Here is a 13,897-nt window from a genome sequence, read left to right as displayed (position 1 = left end):
AAAGCCAAAATCGGCGCTAATATCCTTGGGAATATGGTCTTGCCGGTGCCCGCAGCCTTGTCGCTGCGCGCGCTGCGTGCTTAATCAGGCGGACTGACCCGTATCAACCTTCGAATCGATGGCCGCGCCGTGATCGAATATGCTCTTTTGTTCGGATTGGGCTTCCTGACCGCGGCCTTTCTCGTCTTTCTGGTCTCGCCTGCGGTCCACCGCCGCATCGTCTGGTATACCGAAAACCGCCTGAAGGCGACGATGCCGCTGAGCCCGCAGGAAGTACGGGCACAGAAGGACATGGTGCGCGCCCTCTACGCCGCTGAAAATGCCCGTACCGCACAGGACCTGCACCGCGAACGCGAAAAGTCGCTCTCCCTGCAGCTTCGCCACGACGCACTCGCCGTCGATGCCGGCAGGCTAGCCTCTGAAGTCAATGAGGCGCGCGCACAGATCGGCGAAATGCAGGTAGAGGCTGCTGAGCAGCGCTCCCACCTGCGCAAGGACGAAAACTATATCAGCCAGTTGAAGACGAGCCTGCATATTGCCGAGCAGGCGGGCTCCAACAAGGATAGCGAGCTGGAAACGCTGCGGGCGCGGCTTTCCAAGATCACCGAACAGGCCAACAACCTGAAGATCGACCTTGCTGCGCGTGAGACTGAAGCCGAGAATCTGAAGTTCCGCGCCAACGCTCTGCGCGACGAACGCGATACGATGCGCCAGAACGTGACCGTGCTGCAGAAGCGCGCCAAGGATGCCGAACAGAAGCTCAGCCAGCAACAGCACATGGTCATTCGCCTGGAAGACAAGGCTGCCCGTGAGGCCGCCTCTGCCGCGGACAAGGAAGCCCTGCTCGGCCGCCGGCAACAGGAAATCGCCAAGCTGAAGGATCAGTTGAAGGCTGCCAACGCCGAACTCCGTAAGATCGCCAAGGTGCTGCGTGACGCCGGCCTCTCCAAGGCCATTGCCGATCTGCCCGCCGAAGCGACCAGCGAAGCAGAAACCTCTGAACTCGATCTCGCTGCCATCACAGCGCAGATGAGCGACAATGTGCGCCGGCGCAGCGCAGCACTTGCCGACCACCTTCAGAAGGCAAGAAACAATACCGGTCGTGATGGCGCGCTTCGCGAGGAAATCACCTCGATCGCCGCCAACATGGTGGCGCTCACGGCGCTCAAGGAAGGCCCGTCCTCTCCGATCCTCTCCCTCCTTCCGGACGGCGGGGAGAAGAAGGGCGCAAACGACCGCGTGAACCTCGCCGACCGCGCAGCTGCAATTATCGCCGATCCGCAGCGGTGAGCCCCGTCAGATCCGCGCCATCGCCGAAGATATAGCAAAGAGCGCAATACCCGTCGCCGTGGCCACGTTGAGGCTGTCCAGCCCTTCAGACTGCGGAATGCGCGCACTGCGGAAACGGGAAAGCACCGCTTCCGGCAATCCCTCGCCCTCAGTGCCGACGACGAGCGCCATGCGATCGGAAGCCGGTATCTGCCGGATATCCGTCTCGCCGCGTGGCGAAAGCGTCCAGATTGCAAAGCCGCGCTCGGCTAGGCTCGAAAGAAGAGCGAGCGCATCGCCGCCGCGATGATAGGGCATGCTCAGGACCGAGCCGACCGAAACGCGCAGCGCCTTGCGATAGAGCGGATCGCAGCAGGTCTCATCAAGGAGGATCGCATCAGCCCTGAAGGCAGCGGCATTGCGGAACATCGACCCGGCATTGTCGTGATTGGAAATGCCGCAGCCGACGAGGACCAGCGCCTGCTCGGGCAGCGCATCGAGAAGCATGGTTTCCGTCGCCTGCTCGCGGCGACCGAGCGCAAGCACGCCGCGATGCATGTTGAAGCCGACGATACCGTCAAGAACATCGGCGTCGGCCACATAGACGGGTACGTCTTCCGGAAAGTTGTCGAGGATCTCCGCCACGCCGTCGAGCCGATTGCGGAGCAGCAAGATCTTTTCGGCTGAAAATCCTCTACCCGCCGCATGCGCATCGGCGAGCATGCGCAGCACGACAGTACCCTCGGCGATGAAGCGGTTCTGCCTACCGGTCAGGTCGCGCTCGCGGATATCGCGAAACTCCGCGATCCGCAGATCGTCCGGGGTTTCGATCGTGAGGGGTTGTCCGGCCATGCCGGCCTCAATTGCCCGACAGCGTGACGTCAGCCACGATACGGCCCGCTTTGATATCGAAGACTAGGGCCTTGCGCTTGCCGTCGACCGCTGTGCCGTAAAACAGGATCTGTCCGCCCGAAAGCGATGTCTGCTCGATCTTGAAGCCGAGCGGCAGCGAGGCCGTCGAATTCATCGGCGCGTCGGAGGGAACATCGGAAGAGCCTGCGGACGCTGTGGTCTGCGAGGGCGCCGTACGCGTCACCTTGTAGACAACAGCGCCGAAGACCGCCATAAGGCTCACGAACATGATGGCGCCCGAGACGATCTGCAGGCGAACCATCTTGCGCCGGACACTTTCCATAGCCGGATCAAGGGGCTTTTCTTCCTGCTCATCGTCGGCTGGCTCGAATTTCGTCATCTATGGCGTCCCGTTCTAAAAATACGTCGGAGAAGAAGCGTCTTGAGCGACCCCTTTAAACAAGCAGATGACAATAGAAAAGTCCTGACCGCCGATGAGACAGCCGAAGGCCGCCTCGACGCCTGGCTGACCGCGCAGGTTGGCGAGGAATTTTCCCGCAGTCGCATCAAGGCGCTGATCAAGGATGGGCAGGTCTTTTTGAAGGGCGCGCCGATTACCGATCCCCAAAAGAAGGTGCGAGCCGGAGACAGCTACGAGATCATCCTGCCTGAACCGGAAGACCCTGCCCCGAAGGGCGAGGATATTCCGCTCGATATCCTCTACGAGGATGAAGATGTCATCGTCATTTCCAAGCCGGCTGGCCTCGTCGTCCATCCCGGCCCCGGCAACTGGACCGGTACGCTCGTCAACGCGCTGATCTACCATTGCGGCGATACCCTCTCCGGCATTGGCGGCGTGCGCCGCCCCGGCATCGTTCACCGGCTCGACAAGGATACGACCGGCGTCATGGTCGTCGCCAAGAACGATATGGCGCATCGCCACCTCTCGCTGCAGTTCGCCGATCACGGCCGCACCATGCCGCTGGAACGCGCCTATCAGGCGATCGTCTGGGGTCGTCCGCGCTCGCTCTCGGGAACGATCGACGCGCCGCTCGGCCGTGCCACCGGCGACCGCACTCGCCGCGCCGTCAAGCGCCCCGAAAACGAGAGTGCCGACGAGGCGATCACCCATTACGAAGTGCTCGAGCGCTTCCATGAAAGCCCGGATGCGAGCGCGCTTGCCTCGCTCGTCGAATGCCACCTGGAAACCGGCCGCACGCACCAGATCCGCGTCCACATGGCCCATATCGGCCATCCCTTGCTCGGCGACGCCGTCTACGGCGCGGGCTTCAAGACCAAGGCCAATCTTCTGCCCGACGAAGCCCGCAAGGTCGTCAAGGCTTTCGATCGCCAGGCGTTGCATGCCTACATGCTGCAATTCGAGCATCCGCGCACCGGCGAAGTGATGCATTTCGAAGTGCCGCTACCAGGTGATATGGTGGAGCTCGCTGACGCCCTGCGCGGATGAGAAATGGCCGCTACTATTTCTTGGAGCCAGCACCCAGGACCCGATGCGTCGCATTGTCGAGAGCGTGGCTGGTGTCGCGCCCGTCCTGCGCCAGCCCCCTGGCGGTGTTCCCGCAGGATGAAAGAGCGGCCGAAAGCGAAAGCAGCAGGATGGCGGCAAGGGCTGGTCTGATCATCTGGTTCCCCTCATAAAAGCGGCTGGCAAGAGTGCCACCGCCACTGGAAAAATGCGGCAGCTGTCGGTAAAATCAATGCCTCTGATTGGCTCTGGCAACGGCCGGATAACGCCCTCGTGAACGCCGAGGGGACCTTGAATCGCTGTTTCGCCATACTTATTTGTAAATCGACTTATTGCGGGCTTGGAGAGAGCCGCATGTCCCGGTTTGCCTTTAACGCGAGGGCGCGTTCCATCGGGAACCGGAATCCATATAAGGAGGGTGCATCATGGCCCGAAATAACTTGCCGTCCATTACCGCCGGCGAAGCCGGTCTCAATCGTTACCTGGACGAAATCCGTAAATTCCCGATGCTGGAGCCGCAGGAAGAGTACATGCTCGCCAAGCGTTACTCTGAGCACGGCGATCGTGACGCCGCACACAGGCTCGTCACCAGCCACCTTCGCCTCGTCGCGAAGATCGCCATGGGCTATCGCGGCTACGGCCTGCCGATCGGCGAAGTCGTATCCGAAGGTAACGTCGGCCTCATGCAGGCCGTCAAGAAGTTCGATCCGGAACGCGGTTTCCGCCTCGCCACATACGCCATGTGGTGGATCAAAGCCTCGATCCAGGAATATATCCTGCGTTCGTGGTCTCTGGTGAAGATGGGCACGACTGCCAATCAGAAGCGCCTGTTCTTCAACCTGCGTCGCCTGAAGGGTCGTATCCAGGCCATTGATGACGGCGACCTGAAGCCGGAGCATGTGACTGAAATCGCTACCAAGCTGAACGTCTCTGAAGAAGAGGTCGTTTCGATGAACCGCCGCCTTTCCGGCGACGCATCGCTGAACGCCCCGATCAAGGCCTCCGAAGGCGACAGCGGCCAGTGGCAGGATTGGCTCGTGGACGACCACGACAGCCAGGAAGACGTGCTGATCGAGCAGGATGAGCTCGATACCCGTCGCCGTATGCTGTCGAAGGCCATGAGCGTGCTGAACGACCGCGAACGCCGCATCTTCGAGGCTCGCCGCCTTGCCGAAGACCCGGTGACGCTGGAAGATCTTTCGGCCGAGTTCGACATCAGCCGCGAGCGTGTCCGCCAGATCGAAGTCCGCGCCTTTGAAAAGGTGCAGGATGCGGTCCGCAAGGAAGCGCTGGAGCGTGCCAAGGCCGTGCGTGTGGTCGAAGCCACCGCATAAGCTGGTCGTCATCTGAAATCAAAAAAGGCGGGTCCTTGCGGCCCGCCTTTTATTTTGCGTGATTTCCGAGGCTCGGCGACGCTGGCCTACTGGCTGGTCGAGAGATCTCCGAGCGCCGTCCATTCCTTGATCGCCGTGTTGAAGGCATTCCCGCCTGTGGCGCCCTTCTGCATGGTCAGCAGCGCACGGCGGCCGTTGCGGTAGGTGACCGGAATGTCGATCCAGTCGCGCGTGGCAAGCAGGTCCAGATTGGCCTTGCGCGCATCGGGGTAATCGTTGAGCGCGATCATGTGAAAATCGTCAGTGATCTTGGCCGGCACCGCAATCAGCRGATCGCCGCGGTCCTGCTCCGTACGTTTCATCGAGATGCGCTGAACGCTGTCGATGCTGCCGCCTTCGAAATTCGGCGGAACGGAGAAGACGATCTCGACGAGATGGCTTGCCGGCAGCGACGGATCGGAATTGCGCTTGAAGGTCACGAGCGCCGAAAGATTGCGCTCCGGCACGGTGACGTTGCCCTGCACGGTGGCTTCCTGGCGGCCGTCCTGTCCGGCTTCATGCTGAACGGTCCAGACGACCGATCCCTCGATTGCGGTTGGCGAGCTTTCGCCGATCCGCTCTTCATAGAGGAACATCTTTTCGGTGGCGCCAATAGGCGTGTTCTGCGCCGCAGGTGCTGCGGCAGGGCCGTTCGGCGTCAGGTTTTCGGCAGGCGCAGCATCGGACTGGACGCTCGGCGTGCTGGTATCGGCTGCAGCAACGTTCTGCGCGGCAACTGACTTGCCTTCCGCCGTCGGCGTTCCCGGCACTGCTGCCGGGCCGTTATCGACTTCGGTGCCATCGGCGAGCAGCCGCTGGGTAAACTTGGTATTGGCAGCCGAACCGTCCAGCGAGGCAACTTCCTGGTTGGGTCGAGCCGGCGGCGTAGTAGCACTCTGATCTGCAGGCTGGGCCGTGGCCGGCGTGCTGTTTTGCTGCACCGGAGGCGTTGCCGCTGGCGTCGTCATAGTCTCGTCGCGCGCAGCCTGTGACGGCGCGGAGCTGACGAGACCATCGACCATTTCCATCACCGCTTCGCGGTTCATCCAGCCCGCATAGGCGCCGCCGCCGAGAATGCCGAGTGTAACGAGGATCGCCAGAATGGTGCCGATGCCGAAGCGCCGGCGCTTCGGTTCCATGCGGAAACTCTTGCCCTGCATCTTCGAGGCAACGATCTGGTCCAGATCCATCGGCGGATTGCTGTCGTCGTCATCGGTCGCAGCGTTGCGACGGTCATAACCACGCAGCGTACGCGCCTCACGCCAGCCTTCGCTTGGCGCTGCGGCCGGTGCGGGAGCTGCAGAGCCGGAACCGTTGCCAGCATGCACTTCCGCAAAGATATCGACGTCGTCGAAATGCGCGGAAGCTGGTGTCTTCTTGTCCGTGCCGGCCTCGATCGGCGGCAGATCGTCGAAAGCGGCAGCTTCCCAGGAGAAATTTTCCTTGGCAGCTGGCATGACGGCCGGCGAAGCGCTGTTTCCGAGCGTTGAAACCTCATCGAGAGCGCGTGCCGAAGCATCGGCGGGAACGGCGGGCGTGGCCTCGGCATAGGAGTGGAGTTCTTCGCGCGCCCATTCGGTCTCGGCTTCCTGCGCTACAGGAGCCGGTGTTTCGGCAGCCGGCTCGGACCACATGCGATCGAAATGCGCTGCCGCATCCATTGCAACTGGTTCTTCGCGCGTGTGCTCGATGAAGTCGCTGGTTTGCGGCTGCGATTGCGGTTCGAAATCGGCCATCGGCTCGACGAGCCGGTTGGACGCACGGTCTATGCCACGTGGAGCCGGCTGATGAGCCTCTTCGCGCTGAAACTCTTCCTCCACCTCATGGGCGGTTTCGGCTACCGGCTCGGCAGCGACCTCTTCCGGCCTCGGTTCGTCCGGATAATATTCCTCCACCGGCTCATGAGGGCTCTCGGCCTCGGCATGAACCTCTGCCTGCTCCGGCGCGCGCCATTCTTCTGCAGGCGCTTCTTCCTCATGAGGCGGATGCCATTCGGCGTGCTCGGGCACCACCTCTTCGGCGGGAGCCGCAGCCTGAACGACCTCCTCCGGCTCAGCAGGCTGCTCGTAGACGGGATGTTCTACGTCCTCCTGCTGCTCACGGCTTTCGGAGACGGCTGCCTCGGCAACAGGGGCCGTCTCCGCGACAGGCTCATGCTCGAGCGCGGGCTCCTCATGAACTTCAGGCTCCGGAGCGGCTGCGACCGGCTCCTCGACAGGCACGGCTTCCGAGTGTTCGCCCTCGACTTCGCGGATTGCGGCCTCGAGCTTTTCGAGCTGGCGTTGCAGCATGGCTTCCGGCGGACGCGGCTTCATGTTCTCGAGCTGCCGCTGCACTGCGCCGCGCGCACGCTCGTAGACCTTCACCCGCATCTCGGGCGTATTTTCAGACAGGCCGTCGACTGCCCGCCGAATAACTGCAATAAAATCCGCCATCAGTACTTTCTCAAGAAGTCCGGCACACTCCCGAACGGTCGCCTTAAGTGACCCGCGACATTAATCCTCAAACGGATCGGTCACAAGTATGGTGTCGTCACGCTCAGGACTGGTGGAAAGAAGCGCAACAGGCGCGCCGATCAGCTCTTCGACCTGGCGAACATATTTGATCGCCTGCGCCGGCAGATCCGCCCAGCTGCGAGCGCCGACCGTCGATTCCTTCCAGCCTTCCAGCGTGACGTAAATCGGCTCGACCCGAGCTTGAGCCGCCTGGCTTGCCGGAAGATGGTCGATCTGTTCGCCATCGAGATTGTAGCCGACGCAGATCTTCAGTTCGTCGAGACCATCGAGCACATCGAGCTTTGTCAGCGCAATGCCGCTGATGCCGTTCGTGGCAACCGACTGGCGCACCAGTGCAGCGTCAAACCAGCCGCAACGGCGCTTGCGGCCCRTCACCGTGCCGAATTCATGGCCCTTCTCGCCGAGGAACTGACCGATCTCGTCCGTCAGTTCGGTCGGGAACGGACCTTCGCCGACTCGCGTCGTATAGGCCTTGGTGATGCCGAGGATGTACCCGAGCGAACCCGGCCCCATGCCCGAACCGGCAGCGGCCTGGCCGGCCACCGTGTTGGACGAGGTCACGAAGGGATAGGTGCCGTGATCGATATCGAGGAGGCTACCCTGCGCACCCTCGAAGAGGATACGGGCGCCCTTGCGGCGCTGCTTGTCGAGGAACAACCAGACCGTATCGCGGAAAGGCAGCACACGATCGGCGATCGAGGTCAGTTCATCCATGATCGTCTGGTGGCTGACCTCGGCAACGCCGAGGCCGCGGCGAAGCGCGTTGTGGTGGGTCAGGATACGATCGACCTTGCCCGGCAAGGCTTCGAGATCCGCGAGATCCATGACGCGGATGGCGCGGCGACCGACCTTGTCTTCATAGGCCGGTCCGATGCCGCGCCGCGTCGTGCCAATCTTGGTGCCGCTGTTGGAGGCTGCATCTTCGCGGTAAGCATCGAGCTCGCGGTGCAGGGAAAGGATGAGGGTCGCGTTGTCGGCGATGCGCAGGTTCTCAGGCGTAACCATCACGCCCTGCGCTTCCAGCCGGCCGATCTCGGCGATCAGCGCATGCGGATCGACGACGACACCGTTACCGATGACGGCCATCTTGCCAGGGCGTACGACACCGGAAGGCAGCAGCGAGAGCTTGTAGCTCGTGCCGTCGATGACGAGCGTATGGCCGGCATTGTGTCCGCCCTGATACCGCACAACGATGTCAGCACGTTCCGAAAGCCAATCGACAATCTTGCCCTTGCCTTCGTCGCCCCACTGCGAACCGACCACGACCACGTTCGTCATCAAACTCTTCCTGTTACCGGCGGAGAACCGCACACCTGCTCAAACCCGCGCATCTATAAAGCTTTGTTTTTGGGAAAGCGACCCTGTTGTCACAGCAGAATCGGCTTTTTACGTGACAAATCAGCCGCCAGCAGGCTAAGCCCCGTCATAAAAATCCTGCCAGAGACGACAAAGACGGGAAGATCCCCTTGCAAGCTACAGCCTATATCTGCCTCGTCATTGCAACTCTCTGCTGGGGCGGCAATGCCGTGGCAGGCAAGCTGGCGCTCGGCCATGTCAGCCCGATGATGCTGACCTTCCTTCGCTGGTTCCTGGCTGTCGTGCTGATCGCCGCCGTCTCGCTGCCGCAGTTGAAGAAGGACTGGCCGGTGGTGCGCAAGAACCTGCCCCTCCTATTCTTCTATGGCGTGGTCGGCTACACGACCTTCAATGCCATGCTCTATTCGGCCGTACAGTACACGACGGCAATCAATGTCGCGATCGAGCAGGCCGGCATTCCCATGCTGATCTTCCTGTTGAATTTCGTCTTTTTCCGCACCCGCGTTTCGCTGGCCCAGGTCGTCGGCTTCGGCATGACGCTCGTCGGCGTCGCGCTGACCGCTGCCCATGGCGATCTTGCAACCCTGCTGCAACTCAGCCTGAACCGCGGCGATGGATTGATGCTGATCGCTGTCGCCGCCTATGCCGTCTATACGATCTTCCTGCGCTGCAAGCCCGTCGTCGACTGGCGCACGCTGATGGCGATCCCCGCGCTCGGCGCGGCGCTGACTGCCCTGCCGCTGCTTCTATGGGAGGCCTCCCGCGGCGCGGCCCAATGGCCTGATGGCAAAGGCTGGGCGATTGCCTTTTATACGGCAATCTTCGCCTCGCTGCTGGCGCAGATACTCTATATCAGGGGCGTCGAGGAAATCGGCGCTAATCGCGCCGGTCTGTTCATCAATCTCGTCCCGGTTTTCGGCACGCTGCTTTCTGTCGCCTTGCTCGGCGAAACGCTGCAGCTTTTCCACATGATTGCGCTGGTGCTGACGCTCGGCGGCATCGCTATCGCCGAAAAGGGCCGCCCAAAAACAGCTGCGCCCACCGTGCCGGCTTCGCCGGTCGACTAACCAAGCTCCAGCGTCGTCACGCCATAGACGTTCTTCAGCGGGACTTCCGGCGCCGGACCGCGATACATGCGCGCAGTTTCCATGACTGGCTCGAGCCCCACGCTTTCTGCAAGTGCAATCGCCTCGGCATTGGTCGAGGGGATATCGATATAGATCGACGCGCCATGCGCCTGGGGAATGAGCCCGGCCAGAAGCGCGGCGGCGCTATCTGCATCGGCAGCGAAAAGCGGACCAATCTTGTAGCCTTCGTAGCAGCGGCGGATCGTGCCGTAGCCGCGGATTTTGCCGCTCTTGCGCACGACGACGGAACTGCGTCCCTTGCGCCCGGTGCACCATGCAGCAAGAAAAGCCGCGCGGGGCTGCGGGAAAATACCGCTGTCATAGCGCAGCAGGCCCTCGAGCCTCGCGTCCGGAACCGGCTGCGCGACGAGTGACGACTGCGGCACCGATGTCGGCACGCCGCCATAGCGGATCGTGGTATAGGCGACCTCGAAACCGGCCTTGCGGTAGGCTGCCTGCTGAGCCGCAACCCCATCGAGGCCGATCGTCCGATCTCCCGCCGAAGCGATGCCGGCGTTCCAGATCGCCTTGCCGAAGCCGCGGCCGCGGAAATCGGGATGCACGATGTAAAGACCGAGGAAGGCAAAATTGTCGCCATATTTGACGACCGAGATAGAACCGACCGGCACCTCGCCGATGGCGCCGACGAAAAATCCGGAAGGATCAGCTTCGTGGAATGCGATCGCGTCGTCGAGGCCGGGATTCCAGCCCTCCTGACGTGCCCATTCCAGCGCAAGCTCCAGTTCGCCGGGCCGCATGGAACGAACGGCAAATTCCGAATTCATGCAACCTTCCCAGATTGAAACCCGCAAGTCCATTCCGCCATGCGCCAAGCAATCGTTAAGTCGATTGTCCCTGCGCTCAGACCGGTCATGATGAACTCGCGTTCACGGCTTAAACGATGTGTGTCGTCGTTTTGAAATGCAATGCAAAAGAACTTCGATCTCGCCTTACCATGAAACAATGTAATTGCAATCTCAAGAAAATTACTGCGCCCGCCAGATCCTTCCGGCGGGCGCAATCGAAAGACGACAGTATCAAGTATTTAAGCCTTAGCGCAGAAACGGACCCAGCGCTTCGGCAGTACCGATGGTCTGGGCAGCCTGGCTGAGAACGCTGTCGAAAACGAAGCCGACGACGATGGTCAGCTGCTGCGAATAGGCCTTCAGCTGATAGCCCTCGCCTTCGACCTGTGCCGGAGCGCTCAGGGCAAAGGGAACGTTCGGGCGAACGAAGCCGGCGCTCGTTGTCAGCGGCTCCTCGGGCATATGGCCGATAGCCGAGGTATACATGAGATCGCGGCCGAAACCGCCCGGGCCAAAGGCGAAAGCCGGCTGGCTTGCAGCCGATACCGTGATTGCGAGCGTCGCGGCGAGAAGAAGTCTGCTCATCTTAAAGTCCCCGTTTCCAGTCGGCCGGCGATTTCCGCCTGGCCGCAGCGCCGGTCGCATCTGTCCATGCCCGGCCGCTTTCATGAGGGTCACTCTACATGCCAGTATTTGCAGGCTTTTTAAGCCGATCCGTACAATTTTATTGAAACGCGATTTTTTAGACTGTCGCTGTTCAAGCAGAAAACAATCTTTACCATACGCCTTGACGGTATCTTCGCATCCTTACTTTTAAGGTGCCTCAAAACGAAACAGGGGCAAAAACGATGCACGAAGTTCCAGTCAAATCCCGTATTATCCAGAACGTCTATTTCAGCCAGGAAGACGGGCGCCTGCGCATCTGCTTCCGCAACGGCGAAGAACGTCTGTTCGAAGGCGTACCGGCTGACGACGTCAGCACCATGGTGATGGCGCCCTCCCCGGGCCAGTATTATATCGACCGCATCAGAAAGCGTTACCGTCGCATCGCGGCTTAAAGCACTTCGATACTTTTACCGGCGCGGCTTTAAATCGATTACGCCGCGCCAGGTGAGATAGATTGCCACATCGGTCCGAGCCTTATAAATGATGACTTCCATTGTCCGAGGTCTCGCGAACTGACGATGCCATCGTCCGATCAGAACATGAAACTGGCGCCGCAGCCGCGAAAGGGCCGCGCCGTCATGTGGCTGCTGATTGTTCTGTCCATTTCAATTGTTGGCGCAACGGTACTGCTGTCGAATGATATGCGGCACCTGAAGTCGCTGGCCCACTATTTCGGCATAGAGCTTTTCCCGCCCGCGGCACCCCCGCCTCCCCCGCCGCCGAAGGTCTTCCGCCGCACCGAACCTGTCAGCATCAGGATCGCACCGCGCATGTTCGACCCACCGCAGCCGGCGCTCGCGAGCGTTTTCCTGCGCACCTGGCGGATTTCCGGCCCGGTCATGTGCGAAGCGCTGCGCTCAGCCGGCGTGGAAACCAGCGAATGGGCGGAAACGGCATTCAATTCCGATACGTTCGAGTGCTCCTACGAACATGTCTACAAGAAGGAGAAGGAGCACGTCGTCAGCTCGCTCTTCCTCGTCGTGCGCGGCAATGGCAGAGGCACGATTACGAGCATGCGCGTGAAGCTCCTCGGTCCCGCGACCGACAGCAACGGACAGCTTGATCCGAGCATATCGCGCATCTTCGAAACCATGCTGACTCAGCCGGCGTGGCTGGATTTCCATGATGCACTGATGGCAATCCGCAATCTCAGGGATGTGAAGGAGGAAGGCTTCGGCGCCCTCATCAACTTCACCCAGGAATATTCGCGGCCGGGCGCCTTCAACTTCACGCTCCTGCTTCAGGAGACCTCCGCCCAACAGCGCCGCACGAAGGATTACTTCTCCCCGAAGACCTGGCTGCCCGCGCCCGATCCCTCCTGGCAGGTGCCGGAACTCATCTTCTGGCGACGCGCCTGATCACTTCGCGCTGGCAACGAGCGGCAGTCGGGGCGTGTCATTGAGCAGACCGGCAAGATCCTGGCCATCTCGTCGGCAACTCACCATGAACAGCTTCGGCGCCAATTGCTTGCGGCTGCATTCGATGAAGCTGCGGCGCAAGGCGGTCCGCAACAGGCCCGCTGCATTCTGGCCGCAGGCAAGACGTCGCCCCTGCGCATCGGCACAGAGAGACCGCGCAGCGATCCGCGAGACACCGGCAATGACGAAGGTGTTGCCATCAAGGGAAAAGGTCGCATTGTCGATGACCTTCAGGAACGGGCCGGCAGAAAACTTGAACGGATAGCGATCGGGTTCGCGTTCATAGGGCTGATGGCTCGGATCGATATGAACCGGCACGGAGGTCCAAATCGCTCCACTTTCTGCATTCATCCGCGGCGTCGCATCGACCGGAGAGGCGATCAGATAGGAAGCGAAAGCCATCGCGCCCACAACGGCCACGAGCGCGCAACAGATGCGGCCGAAAAGAATGAGCAGCTCTGCAATCACCCGCAAGAACATCCCCATTTCAAGGCTGGACGAAACGCTTTTGATCGCTCGCTGAGGGAGCATTGTTCCGCTGCAGGTTGCGCTTAATTGTCGTAGCGCTTCCGGGCTAATTTAGAGCGTCAAACTTCAGACGCATTTAACTCAAAATAGGTGCGGCTCAGCTCTTTCGATCCTTGACTTGAATCGACCAGAGATTAGCTTTGACGCTGTCTTGAACCGCTCGTCGGATCCAGCAGCCACCTCTCTCGCGCGAAACACATCGGGGAGTACCGCATGGAAACTAGACTGCAGTCCAAACTCATTGAAGCGATCGATTACAAGCGCGAGACTCGACACCTCACGCTCTATCTGACCAACGGTCAACGTCGTCATTACGAAGATGTCCCTGAAGGCATCGTCGTCGGACTGACCGCAGCAGCTTCTCCTGGCGACTTCTACATGAGCCAGATCCGGGGCCGCTTCCGCACTACCTGAAAAATACGGCACGCACCCAAGGCGTGCCGTGTCGGTGCACTAAGAGTTAGCCTAAAGTGCTCGCCGACTGGACCGTTCGAACCGAAATCGGCCTCACATTCCATTCATTGACTAAACTTCAGCCC

General features: G+C 60.9%; 15 protein-coding genes. 7 read left to right on the top strand and 8 right to left on the bottom strand.

Features of this window, described 5'->3' with window-relative positions; translation table 11 throughout:
• Nucleotides 1-129 precede the first annotated feature (129 nt).
• Complete coding sequence (locus AC1DM5_RS04330; RefSeq protein ID WP_477974661.1) at nt 130-1,290, top strand: hypothetical protein; 1,161 nt, start codon at nt 130-132, stop codon at nt 1,288-1,290.
• A 6-nt stretch (nt 1,291-1,296) separates the two neighbouring features.
• Here AC1DM5_RS04330 and AC1DM5_RS04325 read toward each other — a convergent pair whose 3' ends face one another.
• A complete protein-coding gene (locus AC1DM5_RS04325) occupies nt 1,297-2,121 on the bottom strand; it encodes a TrmH family RNA methyltransferase (RefSeq protein WP_477824017.1) in 825 nt (274 codons plus the stop codon).
• 7 nt (nt 2,122-2,128) lie between these two features.
• On the bottom strand, nt 2,129-2,521 hold the full coding sequence (locus tag AC1DM5_RS04320) for a hypothetical protein (RefSeq protein ID WP_477824018.1): 393 nt from the start codon (nt 2,519-2,521) through the stop codon (nt 2,129-2,131).
• A 42-nt stretch (nt 2,522-2,563) separates the two neighbouring features.
• Here AC1DM5_RS04320 and AC1DM5_RS04315 point away from each other — a divergent pair, with 42 nt between their 5' ends.
• Nucleotides 2,564-3,589 carry an RluA family pseudouridine synthase gene (locus AC1DM5_RS04315; protein WP_007815172.1) on the top strand — a complete coding sequence of 342 codons (1,026 nt, stop codon included), beginning with the start codon at nt 2,564-2,566 and terminating at the stop codon, nt 3,587-3,589.
• Nucleotides 3,590-3,602: 13 nt separating this feature from the next.
• Here AC1DM5_RS04315 and AC1DM5_RS04310 read toward each other — a convergent pair whose 3' ends face one another.
• Nucleotides 3,603-3,764, bottom strand: a complete 162-nt coding sequence (locus AC1DM5_RS04310; RefSeq protein WP_113185412.1) for an entericidin — start codon at nt 3,762-3,764, stop codon at nt 3,603-3,605.
• Nucleotides 3,765-4,032: 268 nt separating this feature from the next.
• On the opposite strand from AC1DM5_RS04310, the gene rpoH reads away from it, so the two are divergent.
• A complete protein-coding gene (gene rpoH, locus AC1DM5_RS04305; protein WP_037104500.1) occupies nt 4,033-4,941 on the top strand; it encodes an RNA polymerase sigma factor RpoH in 909 nt (302 codons plus the stop codon).
• 86 nt (nt 4,942-5,027) lie between these two features.
• Here rpoH and AC1DM5_RS04300 read toward each other — a convergent pair whose 3' ends face one another.
• Nucleotides 5,028-7,415, bottom strand: a complete 2,388-nt coding sequence (locus AC1DM5_RS04300; protein ID WP_477974659.1) for a hypothetical protein — start codon at nt 7,413-7,415, stop codon at nt 5,028-5,030.
• 60 nt (nt 7,416-7,475) lie between these two features.
• On the bottom strand, nt 7,476-8,774 hold the full coding sequence (locus tag AC1DM5_RS04295) for an adenylosuccinate synthase (protein WP_477974657.1): 1,299 nt from the start codon (nt 8,772-8,774) through the stop codon (nt 7,476-7,478).
• A gap of 188 nt (nt 8,775-8,962) precedes the next feature.
• On the opposite strand from AC1DM5_RS04295, the gene AC1DM5_RS04290 reads away from it, so the two are divergent.
• Nucleotides 8,963-9,880, top strand: coding sequence for a DMT family transporter (locus AC1DM5_RS04290; protein ID WP_477824021.1), 918 nt, complete (start codon nt 8,963-8,965; stop codon nt 9,878-9,880).
• On the opposite strand, the gene AC1DM5_RS04285 is transcribed toward AC1DM5_RS04290, so the two are convergent.
• Both AC1DM5_RS04285 and AC1DM5_RS04280 read right to left on the bottom strand, forming a co-directional pair.
• Nucleotides 9,877-10,725: a GNAT family N-acetyltransferase gene (locus AC1DM5_RS04285; protein WP_477974655.1), complete on the bottom strand. Its 849-nt coding sequence runs from the start codon at nt 10,723-10,725 to the stop codon at nt 9,877-9,879. The genes AC1DM5_RS04290 and AC1DM5_RS04285 overlap by 4 nt on opposite strands.
• Nucleotides 10,726-10,992: 267 nt before the next feature.
• Nucleotides 10,993-11,331, bottom strand: coding sequence for a hypothetical protein (locus tag AC1DM5_RS04280; protein ID WP_477824023.1), 339 nt, complete (start codon nt 11,329-11,331; stop codon nt 10,993-10,995).
• Nucleotides 11,332-11,594: 263 nt separating this feature from the next.
• Here AC1DM5_RS04280 and AC1DM5_RS04275 point away from each other — a divergent pair, with 263 nt between their 5' ends.
• Nucleotides 11,595-11,804: a KTSC domain-containing protein gene (locus AC1DM5_RS04275; protein WP_113325391.1), complete on the top strand. Its 210-nt coding sequence runs from the start codon at nt 11,595-11,597 to the stop codon at nt 11,802-11,804.
• A 126-nt stretch (nt 11,805-11,930) separates the two neighbouring features.
• Nucleotides 11,931-12,770, top strand: a complete 840-nt coding sequence (locus tag AC1DM5_RS04270) for a DUF6030 family protein (protein WP_477824024.1) — start codon at nt 11,931-11,933, stop codon at nt 12,768-12,770.
• Here the strand turns inward: AC1DM5_RS04270 and AC1DM5_RS04265 are convergent, their stop codons facing one another.
• Complete coding sequence (locus AC1DM5_RS04265) at nt 12,771-13,304, bottom strand: hypothetical protein (protein ID WP_477824025.1); 534 nt, start codon at nt 13,302-13,304, stop codon at nt 12,771-12,773.
• A gap of 267 nt (nt 13,305-13,571) precedes the next feature.
• Here AC1DM5_RS04265 and AC1DM5_RS04260 point away from each other — a divergent pair, with 267 nt between their 5' ends.
• Complete coding sequence (locus tag AC1DM5_RS04260) at nt 13,572-13,772, top strand: KTSC domain-containing protein (RefSeq protein ID WP_051942244.1); 201 nt, start codon at nt 13,572-13,574, stop codon at nt 13,770-13,772.
• Nucleotides 13,773-13,897 lie beyond the last annotated feature (125 nt).

The sequence above is a fragment of the Rhizobium sp. 01T437 genome (assembly GCF_056398505.1).
Note: the sequence above shows the minus strand (reverse complement) of the source record. Positions and strands in the feature narration are given on the sequence as shown.

What these genes read in the sequence shown, in the direction of transcription:
- AC1DM5_RS04310 (WP_113185412.1), bottom strand. Translation starts at nt 3,764, where the DNA reads ATGATCAGACCAGCCCTTGCCGCCATCCTGCTGCTTTCGCTTTCGGCC.
- AC1DM5_RS04260 (WP_051942244.1), top strand. Translation starts at nt 13,572, where the DNA reads ATGGAAACTAGACTGCAGTCCAAACTCATTGAAGCGATCGATTACAAG.
- AC1DM5_RS04270 (WP_477824024.1), top strand. Translation starts at nt 11,931, where the DNA reads ATGCCATCGTCCGATCAGAACATGAAACTGGCGCCGCAGCCGCGAAAG.
- AC1DM5_RS04280 (WP_477824023.1), bottom strand. Translation starts at nt 11,331, where the DNA reads ATGAGCAGACTTCTTCTCGCCGCGACGCTCGCAATCACGGTATCGGCT.
- rpoH (WP_037104500.1), top strand. Translation starts at nt 4,033, where the DNA reads ATGGCCCGAAATAACTTGCCGTCCATTACCGCCGGCGAAGCCGGTCTC.
- AC1DM5_RS04320 (WP_477824018.1), bottom strand. Translation starts at nt 2,521, where the DNA reads ATGACGAAATTCGAGCCAGCCGACGATGAGCAGGAAGAAAAGCCCCTT.
- AC1DM5_RS04325 (WP_477824017.1), bottom strand. Translation starts at nt 2,121, where the DNA reads ATGGCCGGACAACCCCTCACGATCGAAACCCCGGACGATCTGCGGATC.
- AC1DM5_RS04275 (WP_113325391.1), top strand. Translation starts at nt 11,595, where the DNA reads ATGCACGAAGTTCCAGTCAAATCCCGTATTATCCAGAACGTCTATTTC.
- AC1DM5_RS04285 (WP_477974655.1), bottom strand. Translation starts at nt 10,725, where the DNA reads ATGAATTCGGAATTTGCCGTTCGTTCCATGCGGCCCGGCGAACTGGAG.